Source organism: Sediminibacterium roseum (assembly GCF_009939005.1).
Lineage (GTDB): Bacteria > Bacteroidota > Bacteroidia > Chitinophagales > Chitinophagaceae > Sediminibacterium > Sediminibacterium roseum.
Window position 1 is genome coordinate 93,189 of the sequence record NZ_JAACJS010000002.1, and the last position, 15,039, is coordinate 108,227.

General features: G+C 48.6%; 15 protein-coding genes. 5 read left to right on the forward strand and 10 right to left on the reverse strand.

Going from position 1 to position 15,039, the window contains the following annotated elements; genetic code table 11:
* The first annotated feature begins 29 nt into the window (after positions 1–29).
* A complete protein-coding gene (locus tag GWC95_RS00300) occupies positions 30–1,100 on the forward strand; it encodes a TlpA disulfide reductase family protein (RefSeq protein ID WP_161816675.1) in 1,071 nt (356 codons plus the stop codon).
* Between the two features lie 36 nt (positions 1,101–1,136).
* On the opposite strand, the gene GWC95_RS00305 is transcribed toward GWC95_RS00300, so the two are convergent.
* The 8 genes from GWC95_RS00305 to GWC95_RS00340 all read right to left on the reverse strand — a co-directional run bounded on the left by GWC95_RS00305 (position 1,137) and on the right by GWC95_RS00340 (position 9,172).
* Positions 1,137–1,580 (reverse strand): DMT family transporter, encoded by a 444-nt coding sequence (locus GWC95_RS00305; RefSeq protein WP_161816676.1) that lies wholly within the window; start codon positions 1,578–1,580, stop codon positions 1,137–1,139.
* Positions 1,581–1,638: 58 nt separating this feature from the next.
* Entirely contained in the window at positions 1,639–2,712 is a 1,074-nt protein-coding gene (locus tag GWC95_RS00310; RefSeq protein WP_161816677.1) for an iron-containing alcohol dehydrogenase family protein, read from the reverse strand.
* A gap of 80 nt (positions 2,713–2,792) precedes the next feature.
* The gene (locus GWC95_RS00315) at positions 2,793–5,231 is read right to left on the reverse strand and encodes an outer membrane beta-barrel family protein (RefSeq protein WP_161816678.1); all 2,439 of its coding nucleotides are present in this window, start codon (positions 5,229–5,231) and stop codon (positions 2,793–2,795) included.
* 134 nt (positions 5,232–5,365) lie between these two features.
* Positions 5,366–6,091: a 3-deoxy-manno-octulosonate cytidylyltransferase gene (gene kdsB, locus GWC95_RS00320; RefSeq protein WP_161816679.1), complete on the reverse strand. Its 726-nt coding sequence runs from the start codon at positions 6,089–6,091 to the stop codon at positions 5,366–5,368.
* A 95-nt stretch (positions 6,092–6,186) separates the two neighbouring features.
* Positions 6,187–7,008 (reverse strand): sterol desaturase family protein, encoded by an 822-nt coding sequence (locus tag GWC95_RS00325; protein WP_202630177.1) that lies wholly within the window; start codon positions 7,006–7,008, stop codon positions 6,187–6,189.
* 82 nt (positions 7,009–7,090) lie between these two features.
* Entirely contained in the window at positions 7,091–7,261 is a 171-nt protein-coding gene (locus GWC95_RS00330) for a hypothetical protein (protein ID WP_161816680.1), read from the reverse strand.
* Between the two features lie 241 nt (positions 7,262–7,502).
* Positions 7,503–8,618: a DNA polymerase III subunit beta gene (gene dnaN / locus GWC95_RS00335; RefSeq protein WP_161816681.1), complete on the reverse strand. Its 1,116-nt coding sequence runs from the start codon at positions 8,616–8,618 to the stop codon at positions 7,503–7,505.
* Between the two features lie 149 nt (positions 8,619–8,767).
* Positions 8,768–9,172, reverse strand: a complete 405-nt coding sequence (locus GWC95_RS00340) for a response regulator (protein WP_161816682.1) — start codon at positions 9,170–9,172, stop codon at positions 8,768–8,770.
* Positions 9,173–9,253: 81 nt separating this feature from the next.
* On the opposite strand from GWC95_RS00340, the gene GWC95_RS00345 reads away from it, so the two are divergent.
* From GWC95_RS00345 to nagA, 4 genes are all read left to right on the forward strand, one after another.
* Positions 9,254–9,742 (forward strand): regulatory protein RecX, encoded by a 489-nt coding sequence (locus GWC95_RS00345; protein ID WP_317164058.1) that lies wholly within the window; start codon positions 9,254–9,256, stop codon positions 9,740–9,742.
* A 24-nt stretch (positions 9,743–9,766) separates the two neighbouring features.
* Positions 9,767–10,720 (forward strand): lipid A deacylase LpxR family protein, encoded by a 954-nt coding sequence (locus tag GWC95_RS00350; RefSeq protein WP_161816683.1) that lies wholly within the window; start codon positions 9,767–9,769, stop codon positions 10,718–10,720.
* 103 nt (positions 10,721–10,823) lie between these two features.
* A complete protein-coding gene (locus GWC95_RS00355) occupies positions 10,824–11,624 on the forward strand; it encodes an amidohydrolase (protein ID WP_161816684.1) in 801 nt (266 codons plus the stop codon).
* Positions 11,614–12,717 (forward strand): N-acetylglucosamine-6-phosphate deacetylase, encoded by a 1,104-nt coding sequence (gene nagA, locus GWC95_RS00360; RefSeq protein WP_161816685.1) that lies wholly within the window; start codon positions 11,614–11,616, stop codon positions 12,715–12,717. The genes GWC95_RS00355 and nagA overlap by 11 nt, the downstream gene beginning before the upstream one ends.
* A gap of 18 nt (positions 12,718–12,735) precedes the next feature.
* Here nagA and GWC95_RS00365 read toward each other — a convergent pair whose 3' ends face one another.
* Complete coding sequence (locus GWC95_RS00365; protein WP_161816686.1) at positions 12,736–13,428, reverse strand: hypothetical protein; 693 nt, start codon at positions 13,426–13,428, stop codon at positions 12,736–12,738.
* Positions 13,429–13,556: 128 nt separating this feature from the next.
* On the reverse strand, positions 13,557–15,035 hold the full coding sequence (locus GWC95_RS00370; protein WP_161816687.1) for a S41 family peptidase: 1,479 nt from the start codon (positions 15,033–15,035) through the stop codon (positions 13,557–13,559).
* Positions 15,036–15,039 lie beyond the last annotated feature (4 nt).

Consider the following 15,039-nt stretch of genomic DNA (forward strand, 5'->3'; position numbering starts at 1 on the left):
CAACAGGCTTTTCGAAAACAAAATTGCGTATGCACAAAAAAATTTTCCCGTTCTTTTTCATGTTACTGATTGCCGGCGCTTGTTTTTCGCAGGGCGACCGGTTTTTCGAGATAAATGGTTTTATCGAAAACAGGGCAAACGGAAAAATATTCCTGCAGTGTTACGATGAAAAAGGAAGCATTACCGACCAGGCCTCGGACATCACGGATCATAAATTTTATTTCAGGGGAAGATTGACAGAACGCGCAAAGGCCTCGCTTGCAATGGGCGGCGGCGGCGTGTCGGATTATTTTTTCTTAGATACGGGAAAGATCGATATGCGGTTAAGGGTCGATACACAGCAAATAAACGGCAACCGTGTATTACACCTCTCCGCAGCGATCACGGGCTCAAAGAGCCAGTTGATATGGGAAGAAACCGTTGATCATTTCGGAAAGATCAGCCGTTGCGAAGCGCCGGATTCTGTGAAGTCGGAAGACTTTTACAACGCGATGCTCAAGATCGCCAAAACCTATCCCGAGCTGTATGTAACGCGCGAACTTTTGTTTTACAACGATAGCTGGTCGTACGAACAATTGAACAACCTGTTCAGCCTCATTCCCAAATCAAAGCAGGAAACTGCTTTGGGTGAAAAGATCAAAAAGCGGCTGGCATTGCTGAAACAAACAAGGGCCAATACATACATCTTCTTTCCAACACAAAAAGACCCGCAGCAAAAACCGGTAACACTGGATGATCTTGAATTTACTTACCTCCTGATCGATTTCTGGGCAAGCTGGTGCACACCCTGCAGAAGGGAGCACCCGGGACTGGTACAATTGTATAACAGGTACAAACAAAAAGGATTCAACGTACTCGGTATTTCACTTGATAAAGAGATTGATAAAGCCAAATGGCTGCAGGCGATCAAAGAAGACCAGTTGCCGTGGAAACAGGTTTCGGACCTGAAAGGTTTTCAAACCGAAATAGCCACACATTATGCGCTGGATTATATACCCTATAATATTTTAATAGACCGGAACGGGAAAATTCTTGCCCGGGACCTGCGTGGGGATGAATTGCAGAATAAATTAAGGTCCCTCTTTGAAAAAAAGAAGTAATCAGCTGTTCAATTTTTACCTGCACTTCCGGTCAGACTATTTTTTATTGATCAGGTAAGCGCCAAGAACCAGAAACAATACGCCCACAATTTTTGTAATGCTGATGTTTGATTGCGGAAAGCCGAACAAACCCAGGTGATCGTATAAAAGTGCCATGAGTAGTTGTCCTGCAATAACGAGCGCAAACACATTTGCCGACCCGATTTTCTGAACGGTAACAATGATAACGGTTACAAAGAATGCGCCGAGCAATCCGCCTGCATATTTATACAATTCAATATTGCGTAGCTGCGAAACGCCGGGAACGGTTTGCCTTGTTGCTACGATATATGCACCCAGGATGATCGTTCCCGTAAGAAAAGAAATAAAAGCGGCAACAAAAGGGTTGTTAACGGCCACACGCAACTGGCTGTTCACACCCGCCTGTGTTGTAATGGTTATGCCAGCGATTGCGGGAAGAATGAAGATGAGGTATTTCATTCAGCGAATATAAAAAGGAACGGCGAACATGTAATGCATGTTCGCCGTTCGCTGTTCGTCAGAGTTTTTCGTAGAGCAGCCGCAGCTTCTCGCGTGTCATGGTCTTTTCCCAATCTTTCCCGAGGGCGTTTTCCCAGAGTGGCTTCATGCCGAGGGAAACATCGATCATGGTGTCGAATTGTTCATCGGTCAATCCTTTGCAGATGCCCTGCGGGATCTCGATCCGGTTTTTTTCAACCATGAATTTGAATTCTTTTACACCTGCGGGATAATATTCTTCGAGATGGTTCATCACAATGCAATTGCCGATGCCGTGCTTGGTGCCGAGCAGGTAACTCAACCCATAACTCACGGCATGTGCAACGCCTACCTGCGAATACGCAATGCTCATACCGCCTGCGTAGGAGGCCATCATGAGCTGGTCGTCTGACTCATCATCCCAATGGTCTTTTTCAACAAACACTTTCTGGCAAAGCTGCAAAGCCTTTTCGCCATAGCTTTTGCTGAACTCGTTGAGATAGGTTCCTTCAAGGCTTTCTATGCAATGAATGTAACAATCCATGCCCGTATAAAAACGCTGGTTAGCGGGTGCGTTCTTTGTAAGCTCCGGGTCGAGAACGATCTGGTCGAACGGCGTAAAATCGCTGTTCATGCCAAGCTTACGGGTGGGGCCCGTTAATACGGTTGTACGGCTCACTTCTGCGCCTGTTCCGCTCAAGGTTGGGATGCCGGCCTTGTAAACGCCGGGATTCTTAACAAGGTCCCATCCCTGGTAGTCTGCAGAAGAGCCGGGGTTGGTCATCATCAGGGAAACCGCTTTGGCAAGATCCATCGCCGAACCGCCGCCGATGCCGATCACACCGCTGATGGTGCCGAACTCTTCTTTGAGATCCTGCGCAAGCTTGTCTACGTAAGTGGTTTTGGGTTCATACGTTACATCCACAAAAACGATCTTGTCTTTGCCGCGCAAAGGGATACGGCCCGCAAGGGGTTTTCCTTCGAAGAAATGATCAACCAGGAAAACCATCGGCGCATCGGCCTTTCGCTGCGGTGCGAGGATGCCATCCAGCTGGTTAAAACTTCCGCGGCCATAAACCACGTAACTCACCATTTTAAAATTGCGGAAACTCATGTGGGGTTGTTTAGACGCAAAGATATTGAAGATGGAACAAGGAACAAGACGCCCCGACACAAGTATTGTAGCCCTGCCTGCTATCCCCCCGATCCAACACGCTGCATCTCGTCTCCCGCACTGCCGGCATTCCTGCGCGCGGCTTTGAGCGGCTTACCGAAGCGGTAGGTGAGCGATAGGTTTACAACGCGGCTGTCCCTTCGCAGGATAAAATACTCATCGGCATTCGGGAAATCGGTATTCCCCTCCATTACCTGTGTATACAATATATCGCGTACGCTCAGCTTCAGGGTGCCTTTTTTATTGAAAACGGGTCGCGCAATGCCGGCAGACAACTGGCCCGTTGGCAACAGCAATTCCTGGAGATCGTTCCTTGCCTGCGTGGTGTAGAAGCCCGAAACTTCTGCCGTGTATATTTTTCCAAGGCGCAGCTGGTTGTTCATGCTGATGTTGAGCTGTGATACATTGGAATTGTAATTTACATTGCTGTATCCCTTCAGCTCCTTGTAATTGTAGATCGCCTGGCCGGACAACGTCCACCAGCTAAGCGGTGTGGCCTGCACGGCAACGGACACGGCGAGGTTGTACATTTTTCCAACATTACCCTGCGTGTAAACAAGGATATCGCTTCCTTCGGAAAGGAACAGTTGTGAAAAATAATCTTTGATGATGCTGTACGAAACCGTGGTGGTAAGCAGTTGTTTGAACTGGTGGCTAAGCTCCATGTTCCAGCTGTATTGCGGGCGGAAGAAGGGGTTGCCACGCTCATACGTGTATTTGTTGATGATGGTAACAAAAGGGTTCAACCGCTGAAACGCCGGCCTGTCTATGCGCCTGCCCGCTGTAATGGAAAACGAATTAGATGAGTCGGCGCGGTAGCTGATGTATCCCGAAGGGAAGAATCCACCATAATTATTGGCGAAGGAAGAATCTTTTCTCGCCGCATTGCCCAGTTGGTGGCCATCGTAGTGCGTATTCTCGTACCGCAGCCCGAGTTGAAAACTTACCCTTGCCGATTTCTGCTCGAAACTTGTATACAGCGCATTGATGTTTTCTTTGTAGAGGAAATGATTGCTTTTGTCGAGATCCTCTTTCCAAACCGAGCCATTGAATTTTTGATAGGACGCGATATTGTCTGTATTGATGCCCGATAACTTATAACCCGATTCCAGTTTTGCTTCTTTACCGATCTGTACGCTGTAATCTGCTTTTGCAGAAAAAATAGAAATGGAAGAAGGCAGGTTGCCCCGCGAGCCCTCGTTGTAACCACCGCTTGCCTGCAACTGGTTGCTGAACGATTGATCGTTGTTGATGCTGTACCGGAGGTAATCGAGATCAACAGAAAGGTCCTGCGTTTTTGAAATATTGTGTTTTGCATTCAGGTTGATGCCGCCGTTTGTAAAACGATAGCTGGTTGCGCTCAACGTTCTGATGCTTGAATCTGTAATACCGGCAGCATTCTTCCAGCTCGCTGTTGCATCGCTGTTGCCTGTTCTTGCTACGGTAATGCCCGTGAGCGCTATACCGAGTGTTGTTTTCTGCGAAGCATAAAAATCGAAACCCGTTTTAAGCGTATTGCTGAAATTATTGTTGATAAAGATGGTAGGCTGGTCGAGCAACGACAGCAATGCACCACTGTTGCTGTAATACCTGCGCAGCGCATAGATGGTTGTAAAATTCTTGCTGAGGTTGGTGCTGTAGGTAAGGAAGGTATTGAATTTGCCGTTGCGGTAGTTCAACACCAGGCTGTTGTTGTTTTTTGGATAGCGCCCCTGCGCAAAAGAAGTGGTTGCCACACCATTGAAGCCGATCTGCCTGTTCTTTTTTGTTTTGATGTTGATGATGCCGGCATTGCCGCTTGCATCGTATTTTGCCGAAGGACTCGTGATGAGCTCGATCGTTTCAACCTGCGAGGAGCTCATGCCGCTGAGCAGGTTGTTGAGATCGTTGCCGGAGAGGTAGGTTTGTTTGTCGTCGATCAATACCAGCACACCGGCTTTTCCCTGCAGGCTGATGCCGCCGTTTTTATCAACCATCACGCCGGGCGATTTTTCGAGCACCTCGAGAACCGTGGTGCCGGCATTGGTAAGCGATGCATCTGGGTTAACGATCACTTTTCCCTGCGCCATCTGCACAAAAGGTTTGCGAGAGGTAACACTTACGTTGGCCAGCGATCCCGAAGCGGGCCGCAAGGCAACGGTGACCTTCCTGTCGGCCAGAACCGTCCTGGAAAGCGGAACGGACTGCGTTTCCTGTCCTACAAAACTCACTTTCAAAACATACTCCCCCAAAAGAGAAATGTAAAAAACAGACACGCCGTTTTTATTAGTGACGGCCGATTTCACCAGTTTTTTCGTGGCGCCATCGGTGATTTCCACTACTGCGCCTTCCAGCACGTCGCTTTGCTGGTTGGTTACGGTAACGGTGAGGGCCTCTGTATTTGCCTGTGTTTGTGCGGAAGAAGTAAATACGCAGGCGAGGAACAATGCACTATAAAGGATGTGTTTCATTTCTCTCATGGGTGAAAATTAGAGAAAATGAAAGGTTGCCGGGGGAGATTTTGTTTGAGTGGTGTGTGCGTAATTCCGATACCAATACGGCCCGTAGATCACGTTGTTCCGCAACGGCCTCGTTCGGGAAACACGCAGCGTGGTTACAACAGTTTGGCGGCCCGCTCCAGGTCCTCGCGCGTATCTATTTCCACCCCCATGTATTCTGTAACCACCATCTTCAGCGGAACGCCGTTTTCCAGGTAACGGAGGCATTCGATCTTTTCTGCTTTCTCGAGCGGCGTCATTTCCCACGAAGTGAAATTGAGCAGCGCCTGTTTGCGGAACGCGTACACGCCGATGTGTTCGTAGTAAACCGTTGCGGCATCTTTGCTCCTGGGGAAAGGGATCACGCTGCGCGAGAACAGGAGCGAGTTCATGTGCTTGTCAACCGCCACTTTTACATAGTTCGCGTCTTCTATAAACTTCTGTTCCGTCATTACCTGCATCAGCGAGGCAACCTGTATTTTGTTTTCTGCATCGTCTGTAAAAACACGAAGCAGTTTTTCGAGGGGCCCGCGTTTTACAAAAGGCTCATCGCCCTGCACGTTTACCACAATATCAACGTCCAGGTCAACAATGGCTTCTGCAATGCGGTCGCTGCCGCTTTCGTGTGTGCGTTTGCTCATCACGGCCCTGCCGTTGTTGGAAACGATCTCGTTGAAAATGATCTCGCTGTCGGTAACAACAAAAACCTCATCAAACAAACCCGTTGCTACGGTATTGTCGTACGTATGACGGATAACCGTTTTATCGCCCAGCATCTGCATCAGCTTTGCGGGGAAACGTGTGGCGGCATAACGGGCGGGGATGAACGCACAGATCTTCATAAACAAGATTTGTGCAAAGATGCGTTAGAAATACAAAAGAAAAACAGGATTCACCCAAACCGGACCGCGAATGCACCAGCAGAAAATTAAATCGCTCAGTAATCCGTTTTTATTTTTTTGTTGAAGGGAACGCGGAGTTGGTAGGGAATGTTCTCGTCGGTTGCATCATCCAATACATCGAGCCCATAACGCAGCTGGTCAACGGGTGTATAATTGAATGTACCGAAAAGGCGGTCCCACACAGAGAAGATGTTGCCATAATTGCTGTCTGTTTGTGGCCTTACGTAATGGTGGTGAACCTTGTGCATATTCGGAGAAACGAGCACCCAGCTGATCGCGGTGTCCAGCCACAGCGGCAGGCGTATGTTGGCGTGGTTGAATTGGGTAAGTACAACGCTTATGCTCTGGTACATCATCACCAGCCACATGGGGGCGCCGCAAACGATCACGCCAAGCAGCGTGAACACAGCGCGGAAAACGCTTTCACCGGGATGGTGGCGGTTGGCGGTCGTTGTATCAACATGCGTATCCGCATGATGCACCATGTGGAACTTCCACATGAACTTTATTTTGTGTTCGATGAAATGTACGGAGTAAGCGCCAACCAGATCAAGCAGTAACAACCCTGCCAGCAGGAAAACCCAGAGCGGCATATCAACAAGGTAGAGCAGCCCAAACCTGTGCGCTACGGCCCAGTCGCTTGTTTTTACGATCAATAAGGCAAAAGCAAAATTGACAACGATCGTGGTAACCGTAAAAAAGAGGTTGGTAGAAGCGTGTTTCCATTTGTTGTACCCAAAACCGAATAAAGGGATCACACCTTCGATCAGCCAGAAAAAAAGGATTCCCCCGGCCAGTATGAGTGCGCGGTGCGTACTCGGTATATGATCAAAGTAATCGATGATGTGCTGCAACATGTAAGCCGTGGTTAGAACATCAAGTTAGCAAAAAGCAGCAAGCTATCAACCGTGAGGCGATGCTTTTTTCAACCATTGCTCCCTAATTGAACACAACTTTTCTCACGGTTCTTATTCTCCTGCTGCGCTGGATGCTCCACAGGTCGGCGGTGCCAAAAGAAGAACCTGGTTTTACCACCGGCGCGCCAACTACCGTGTTGTTAAGTGTGTTGATGATCTGTGTGCCCCCGGTAAGTGTGTTTGAAGTTTTCATGACTATGATTTTAATGTTTGATGATCGTTTCGTGCCAATCTTACTTTAAAGGATGTGCCAAAACGATAATTCATTCATAATCAATCGATAGCGAGTTCCGGCCACTGTTGAAGTGTACGGAAATGAACGCTGGGGTGTATGCACATGATACACAGGCTCCCGCTCTTGTTGCTGCGGGGTGAATAAAAAAAGACCGGCGTTTAGCCGGTCTCATTCTATAATTTAAAAGCCAGGATCTTTTTTAGTTGTTCAACATCAAAGGCATCACGAGCATCAGGAGGTCTTCTCCTTCCTGTTGTTCTGTTGGTTTGATAAGGCCGGCTTTGGTGGAGGTTGACAATTCTATGCGAACATCATCCGTATCTGCGGCATTGAGCATTTCGATGAGAAATTTGGCATTGAATGCGATCTGCAGATCCTGCCCGTCGTACTGGCAATTCATGCGCTCATTACCTTCAAAGCTGAAATCAACATCCTGCGCAGCCATCTGCAATTCGCTGCCGGTAATATTGAGTGCCACCTGGTTGGTGCTCTTGTTGGAGAACACGTTCACACGGCGGAGCGCATTCTGGAAATCGCCTTTGTTTACGATAAGTGCGTATGGATTGTCTGCCGGAATTACCACTTTGTAATCCGGGAAACGCGCATCGATCAACCGGCAGATCATCTGTGTTGATCCATGATTTACGAAAAGATGGTTGCTGTTGTAGCTAACCGTAAGCTCATCATCGTTATCGGGCAAAGCGTTCTTCAACAGGTTCAATGGTTTTTTGGGAACGATGAACGAATCTGTTTTTGAAGCCTTGGTATCTGTTCTCTTGTATCGTACCAGGCGGTGCGCATCCGTTGCTACAAACTGAACGCCGTCTTTGGTAAGTTCGAAAAATACACCCGTCATGGCCGGACGAAGATCGTCGCTGCTCACGGCAAACAGGGTTTTGTTGATGGCGGTAAGCAAAGCGCTGCTGGTCATGGTAAAACCGGTGGTATCATCCGCCGCCGGCTCCTTCGGGAAGTTGTCTGGGTTTTCGCCCATCACTTTATACTTACCATTGTCGCTGGTGATCTCTACCGCAAAATTTTTGTCAATATTGAAAGTAAGCGGCTGGTCGGCGATATTCTTCAGAGAATCCATAAGGATCTTGGCCGGGATACACACTTTGCCATTGGTCTTGCTTTCCACATCCATCTGAACGCGCATTACCGTTTCCAGGTCGGTAGCTACCACGTTGAGTTTTTTGTCGTTGATCTCAAATAAAAAGTCCTCGAGTATCGGTAAAACCGTGTTCGCATTGATCACACCGCTGATCTGCTGCAGGTGTTTTAAGAGGGAAGAGGACGAAACAATAAATTTCATTCTACAGAATTTAGGTTCGCAACAAACCTAACGCAAAATGGTTAAAATTCCCGGGGAGAAATCAGGGTTGTTATTCACATTTACCTGGATGCGAGCTTTGGGATGGTTCCGGTAAAACCCCGTGACGCATGGCTCACGGCGGGCGGCTGCTACAGGGCTTCCATCAACTCCTGGTACTTGCTCCTGTTCACGGGTTTCACCAGGTAATCGCTTACGGCTTTGTAGGAGCGCGATTTCTGCATGTCGCTGCTGTTTACCGAGGAACTTACCATGTAGATCAGGATGTTTTTGGGCAGGCGGCTGTACAGCTTGTTGAATTCGTCCAGGAAGGCCCATCCATCCATGATGGGCATGTTGATGTCGAGAAAGATCACATCCGGCAGGGTCTCTGCCGAGAAATTGGACGGGTGGCTCAGGAAATTGATGGCATCGCTCCCGTTGTAGAACGACTGGATCTCCTTGGTGAGCCCGGTGGCTTCGAGGATCACGCGCGCGGTGTATTGATAGATGTTGTCGTCATCTATCAGGCATACGATGTGCTTCGCGTGTGGCATGTTTTAAAAATATATTGTTACTTTAAAGAGGATAGTGGAAGAAACCGGGGACCTTTGTAAATATAAACTATTATCAAATAAGTGACAACACTCAAAAAGAACCTTACACCGTTGCTGGCCTATCCTAAAATCAAGCATTACTGCGGGTACAGTGAGCGCTGTCATTACGAGGTGAGGGAGAAACTGTTTGGCATGGGTTTGGTAAAAAAAGACGTGGAGATCCTGCTCTCAAGGCTCATCGAAGAAGATTACCTGAACGAAGAACGGTTTGCGGTGTTGTTTGCCGGCGGACATTTCAGGCAGAAAAAATGGGGCAGAACGAAGATCATTCATGCTTTGCGGCAAAAAAGGGTGAGCGAGCCCAATATAAAACGGGCCATGAAGGAGATAGCGGAAGAAGATTATCTGGCAACCCTCCGCAAGCTCGCCGACACCAAATGGAAAAGCCTGAAAGGCGAACAATACATCACCCGCGAAGCAAAAACAATGGCGTTCCTTATGCAACGCGGGTTTGAGAGCCCGGCCATACGGCAGGTGCTGGCGGTGATAAGGGCAGGAAATAAAGAATAATCAGTAATATCGGAAGACGAAAGCATGCGCAGATTTTTTTTGATACCGCTATTGGCCACATTGCTCCTCAATACAACATCCGCTCAAACAGGAGAGCAGAAAGTGTATTCGAGAGAATTCTCTTTCACCACGGAGAACGATGCCTACCTTTTCCGTAAAAACGACGCGTATTATACGAACGGATTTTTTTTCGCACTCAAAACAGCAAAAGAAAGGAAGGGACGTAAAATGACCAGGGACTGGTCGCTGGTGCAGAAGATCTTTACACCGCTGATCAGGAAAACAGCGGGGCCGGCAGACATAGACCGCCCGTATTGCGGTTATCTTTCCCTTACCTTTTCAGAAACGTTTTTCGCCACGGGCAGCGATGATGTGTTGCGGTACCATGCCGGCATAGGCCAGGTAGGCCGCGCCTCTTTTGGCGAAACCGTACAGAACGGTTACCACGACCTGCTCGATTATGCCCGTTTTCAAGGATGGAAATACCAGGTACAAAACGCAATTGGCCTTGACCTGGGTATCATGTATGCGCATACATTGCTGCAAGACAGCAGCCTGGTAAAACTGGTGCCTGTTCTCCAGGCAAACCTGGGTATGAATTATACCAATGCGAATCTCGGCGCCTATCTATGCATTGGCGCTTTTGAACAAAACAAGAACAGCACGCTATGGGGAGCGGGTGTGCAGGCACGGCAAACGGATACGCGCAGGAAACACGAGTTGTTTTTTTATGCGTACCCGCAATTCATCCTGCAGGGATACAATTCAACCGTACAGGGTGGTTTGTTCAGCAAGGGCAGCGGCGCTGCGGTATTGAGGGATCCGGAGCGGATCATGTTACAGTATTGCCTTGGAGTGGTGTATTCAGAGGGTCGTTGGGCCACCAATGTTTCCTTTGTGCACCAGTCGGAAGAAACGGTTACCCAAACCAAGCCGCAGCAATATGCTTCGGTGATGGTGAGTTACAGGTTTCATTAATGCCCCGCTTCGGCGCATGCGTTTTTATCGCTTACTTTGCGCCATAACCATAACCAATGGCCCGCAGCCATCGTTTTCGCAAGAACGAATTACCACCAGCCACATGTCTACACTTACTTTTACCATCATACAAACCCAATTACACTGGGAAAACAGGTCTGCCAACCTTGCGATGCTCAAAGAGAAGATCATGGGCATCAAAGAAAGAACGGAAATAGTTGTATTGCCCGAAATGTTCACCACCGGCTTCAGCATGCGGCCCGCCGGTCTCGCCGAACAAATGGACGGCGAAACGGTACAATGGATGAAAGACATCGCGGCAGCAAAAAAAATAATCCTTACCGGCAGCATTATCGTTTCGGAAAACGGGAACTATTACAACCGGCTTCTCTGGGTGCTGCCCGATGGAAAGACCGGCGTTTACGATAAGCGCCACCGCTTTGCTTTTGCAGGAGAGGACAAGGAATACACAGCAGGCAATAAACGCCTGATCGCGCAGGTTAAGGGATGGAAGATCAACCTGATGATCTGTTACGACCTGCGTTTTCCCGTTTGGGCAAGACAACAACCGGGCGAACAGCCCGAGTACGATGTGCTGCTCTACGTTGCCAACTGGCCGCAGCGAAGGGCGCATGCCTGGAAAACATTGCTCACCGCACGTGCCATCGAGAACCAGTGTTTTGCAATAGGCGTGAACCGCGTTGGCAACGATGGCAACAACATTGAATACAGCGGCGAAAGCATGGTGGTTGACCCATTGGGAGAAGTATTGTATCAGAAGGAAAACGATGAAGACATCTTTACCATCACACTTGAAAAAGAAACGATAGAGCAGGTGCGCACAAAATTTCCTTTCTGGAAAGATGCGGATCATTTTAAAATCATTCCGGGCGATGAACACTAGCGAAACCAGGTTTTACAAGGCAGAAAAAATATTTACCGGTAACGAATGGCTCTACGGTAAAGCGATCGCCGTTGCCGGCGGAAAGATAGCCGGCATCGTAGAAGCAGCTGTGGTAAAAGAAGGCCCCTGCAAAGAAAGCCACATCATTGCACCCGCATTTATTGATGTACAGATCTACGGGGCGTACGGAAAACTGGTTTCGGTTTATCCCGAAGCGGCATCCTTGCATTTGTTGTATGACTATTGCAGCAAAGGCGGCGCCTCTCATTTTCAACCAACGGCGGCCACCAACTCGCACGAAGTTTTTTACAGGTGCATTGATGCGGTAAAACAATACTGGAGCGAAGGTGGCAAAGGCTGCCTGGGGCTGCACATAGAAGGCCCATGGATACACCCGGCAAAAAAAGGCGCGCACATAGAATCATTCATTCACCCGCCCACCGTTGAAGAGGCGCGGGCACTGCTCGAGTACGGGGCAGGTGTGATCACCATGATCACACTCGCACCAGAGGTATGTAGTAAAGAAGTTATTGAATTGATACGTTCCTATGGCGTGATCATTTCTGCCGGGCACAGCAATGCCACCTATTCAGAAGCCACCACCGCATTCAATGAAGGCATTGAAACGGCTACGCACCTGTACAATGCCATGAGCGCATTCCAGCATCGAGCGCCGGGTATGGTGGGCGCGATCTTTGATCACCCCAAAGCAATGACGAGTATTGTGCCCGATGGCTACCACGTCGATTTTCCTGCCGTTCGCATCGCAAAAAAAATATTGAACGAGCGCCTTTTTGCCATCACCGACGCAGTAACCGAAACAGACAGTGGCCCATACCCGCATTACCTTGCCGGCGACAAATACGAAGCGGGCGGAATACTCAGCGGCTCTGCATTAACAATGGCAAAATGTGTACGCAACCTGGTGAACCATGTTGGCATTGAATTGGGCGAAGCATTGAAAATGGCAAGCCTCTATCCCGCACAGGTTATGAAGAAAGACGATGCGATAGGAACAATTACAGAGGGAGCATCCGCAAACCTGGTGATGCTGAACGAAGGGCTTGAAGTTACGGGGCTCGTTACCAACTAATGCTTACCGGAACAGCAGCTATTCGTTCGCGGCCTTTTTTGCTTTTCTGCCGTTCTTGATATCTGCAAAAATTTTGTCGAGGAAGATGGCGGTACCAATGCTCCAGTACCAGCCGTCGAAATTGTATTTCAGGTCGCTCTCAAAAACGGCCTTGCGGAGCCCGATCATGCCGTTGAGGCCCATGTAGGTGAGAAAATGCAGGTGCCTGATATCAGGGATGATAAAATTTACCGAGTAGCCCATACCCGCCGGAATAAAAACCTGCTTTTCTGTTTTGGTCAAAAAACGCCCGCGGATCTTGTTCGTGGAATCGAGCACCGCTTTTCCGTATCCGAGTTCAAACACCATGCTCATCTCCCAACGTTTTCTCCTGAAGAGATAGGGTTCATAATAGATGGTACCGAAGTATAAGCTCTTTTTTAACTGGTTGAACGGGATCCCATCGGCATCTACACGAATGCCCGATGTTTCCTGTTGCAGGAAATAGCCGCCGATACCGGTTTTGAACTTATCGTTCACCAAAACACCCACACGGTAACCCCATATGTTCACACCACCACCGCCGATGAATGAAAAGCGCTGGTCGAAATCTGTAGTGGGTTTTAAAACGAGTCTCTTTTTTACAACAGAATCGGTTTTCTGTAAACCGCTATCGGCGGTTTGAGGGAACGCATGTGCACAAACGAATGCGGCCAGCAAACAGGCAACCATCCGTATTTGTGTTTTTGCAGTTAACATGAACACTGCAAAACTAAACCTTCTGCGCTTTAGGAAATATTAATAATCGCTGAACTGGTTGAATGGATCGCCGGACAAGGATCGCTTCATCCCCCTCCGGCCTATAACTTACCGTTCCTGATCAGCTCATGTATGGTAAACAGTTTCACATCCGTTCCATTCCTGATTGCCTGTACCGAAGGCGGGATCGGAAGATCGGGAATAATGCCCCTGCCTTTCGGCCTTGAGGCATCCATCACCAAACGGTACATGGGCAAACTGATGCGGATCTTTGAATTGGGTAATGTGATCGTTGGAAGGTACATCGCCGAATTTCCATAATAACCACCTCCACTTTCTTCCCCGGCAACGGTCGTGTTTTTTTGTCCCTTCAGGTTGGCGACAAACATGGTGGTTGCAGAAAAACTGTAGCCGCCCTGTAACAGCGTGAGTTGCCCATCGAAGTGATACTTCTTTTTCGGCTCAAACAGTTTCCGTTCGTAGCGCCGGTAATGGACCAGGCCGTCTTCCATTTTACGAGAGCCAAAATTCATCGCGAGCCAGTATTGCAATGTTGGGTGTATGTATTTATGGTATTTGAATTTTCGGCTAATGGCAAATACACTGTCGCCTACTTTAAAGGGATGATCACTCAGGTATTTTGTAAGTAAAATGCTCGTGGAAACATCGCCGCCGCCGTTCTCCCGCAGATCGAGCACCACGTGCTCAATTTTTTGTTCTTTGATCTTCCTGAACGATTGCCGGAAAAAAGTGCGCAGCCGCCCGCTCGAAAAAGTTGTTAGCCGGATGATGGCCGTGCTCAATGCGGTATCGATCACCATCACTCTTTTTGCAAGCAACTGTGCACGGCGGATCTCACGGCGTGTTGGTTTTTTGAAGGGAACGGTGATGGTGCCCGGTTTTGCGCGTTTCGATGTATCGGCAACGGGCCTGAAATTTTTCAATACCGCCATCGCCTCCTTCCCTGTTGAATCGATGTAGGAAACGCGGTAGCTGCTGTCGAGCCCAAAGATGTTTTTGTACCAGACCGGGAAATTACCACTCAGTACCTGGCTCTTGTAATTGAACGCATTGCCATCAGAAGAAATGAACTGGAAAATAGAATCGAGGATCTGTTGGTTGCTTCTTCCATTGATGCCGGTGATGATGGTACCGCGTTTGAAAATGGAATCTTTCTGGAACAGGTTGCCGATTACCACCAAACTGTCCTCCCATGTTTTCAGGTACAATGGAAAAGAAGGAAAGCGGTATTGCGTTGCTGGAAATTTTTTGGAAGGTAAAACGGTTGTGTGCCCGCAGCGGATCCGGCTCACCACCCAGGCCACGCGGTTCCTGAACTCAACCTCGTTCATCGAATCGCTGATGCTGTTGATGCCCTGGCTGAAATAAAGATCCATACTGTCTTTGGGCGTGTACCAATACAAACTTGGGTGGTTGGCCTCCAGTATTTTCTGAAACAAAACAAAATCGCTCTTCAGCGCGGCGGCGCTTTTTTTGGGAAGTGCGCGCAATGGTTTTTGCGTGGCGGTGCAGGCGCCGAGCAGTACAATTCCGATCGCAACAATTCCATACCGCACCATAAAA

Bases quoted from the DNA above. Each gene is read 5' to 3' on its own strand.
- GWC95_RS00305 (WP_161816676.1), bottom strand. From the start codon at position 1,580: ATGAAATACCTCATCTTCATTCTTCCCGCAATCGCTGGCATAACCATT.
- GWC95_RS00350 (WP_161816683.1), top strand. From the start codon at position 9,767: ATGCGCAGATTTTTTTTGATACCGCTATTGGCCACATTGCTCCTCAAT.
- GWC95_RS00315 (WP_161816678.1), bottom strand. From the start codon at position 5,231: ATGAGAGAAATGAAACACATCCTTTATAGTGCATTGTTCCTCGCCTGC.
- dnaN (WP_161816681.1), bottom strand. From the start codon at position 8,618: ATGAAATTTATTGTTTCGTCCTCTTCCCTCTTAAAACACCTGCAGCAG.
- GWC95_RS00310 (WP_161816677.1), bottom strand. From the start codon at position 2,712: ATGAGTTTCCGCAATTTTAAAATGGTGAGTTACGTGGTTTATGGCCGC.
- GWC95_RS00300 (WP_161816675.1), top strand. From the start codon at position 30: ATGCACAAAAAAATTTTCCCGTTCTTTTTCATGTTACTGATTGCCGGC.
- GWC95_RS00330 (WP_161816680.1), bottom strand. From the start codon at position 7,261: ATGAAAACTTCAAACACACTTACCGGGGGCACACAGATCATCAACACA.
- GWC95_RS00340 (WP_161816682.1), bottom strand. From the start codon at position 9,172: ATGCCACACGCGAAGCACATCGTATGCCTGATAGATGACGACAACATC.
- GWC95_RS00325 (WP_202630177.1), bottom strand. From the start codon at position 7,008: ATGTTGCAGCACATCATCGATTACTTTGATCATATACCGAGTACGCAC.
- nagA (WP_161816685.1), top strand. From the start codon at position 11,614: ATGAACACTAGCGAAACCAGGTTTTACAAGGCAGAAAAAATATTTACC.
- GWC95_RS00365 (WP_161816686.1), bottom strand. From the start codon at position 13,428: ATGGTTGCCTGTTTGCTGGCCGCATTCGTTTGTGCACATGCGTTCCCT.
- kdsB (WP_161816679.1), bottom strand. From the start codon at position 6,091: ATGAAGATCTGTGCGTTCATCCCCGCCCGTTATGCCGCCACACGTTTC.
- GWC95_RS00355 (WP_161816684.1), top strand. From the start codon at position 10,824: ATGTCTACACTTACTTTTACCATCATACAAACCCAATTACACTGGGAA.
- GWC95_RS00370 (WP_161816687.1), bottom strand. From the start codon at position 15,035: ATGGTGCGGTATGGAATTGTTGCGATCGGAATTGTACTGCTCGGCGCC.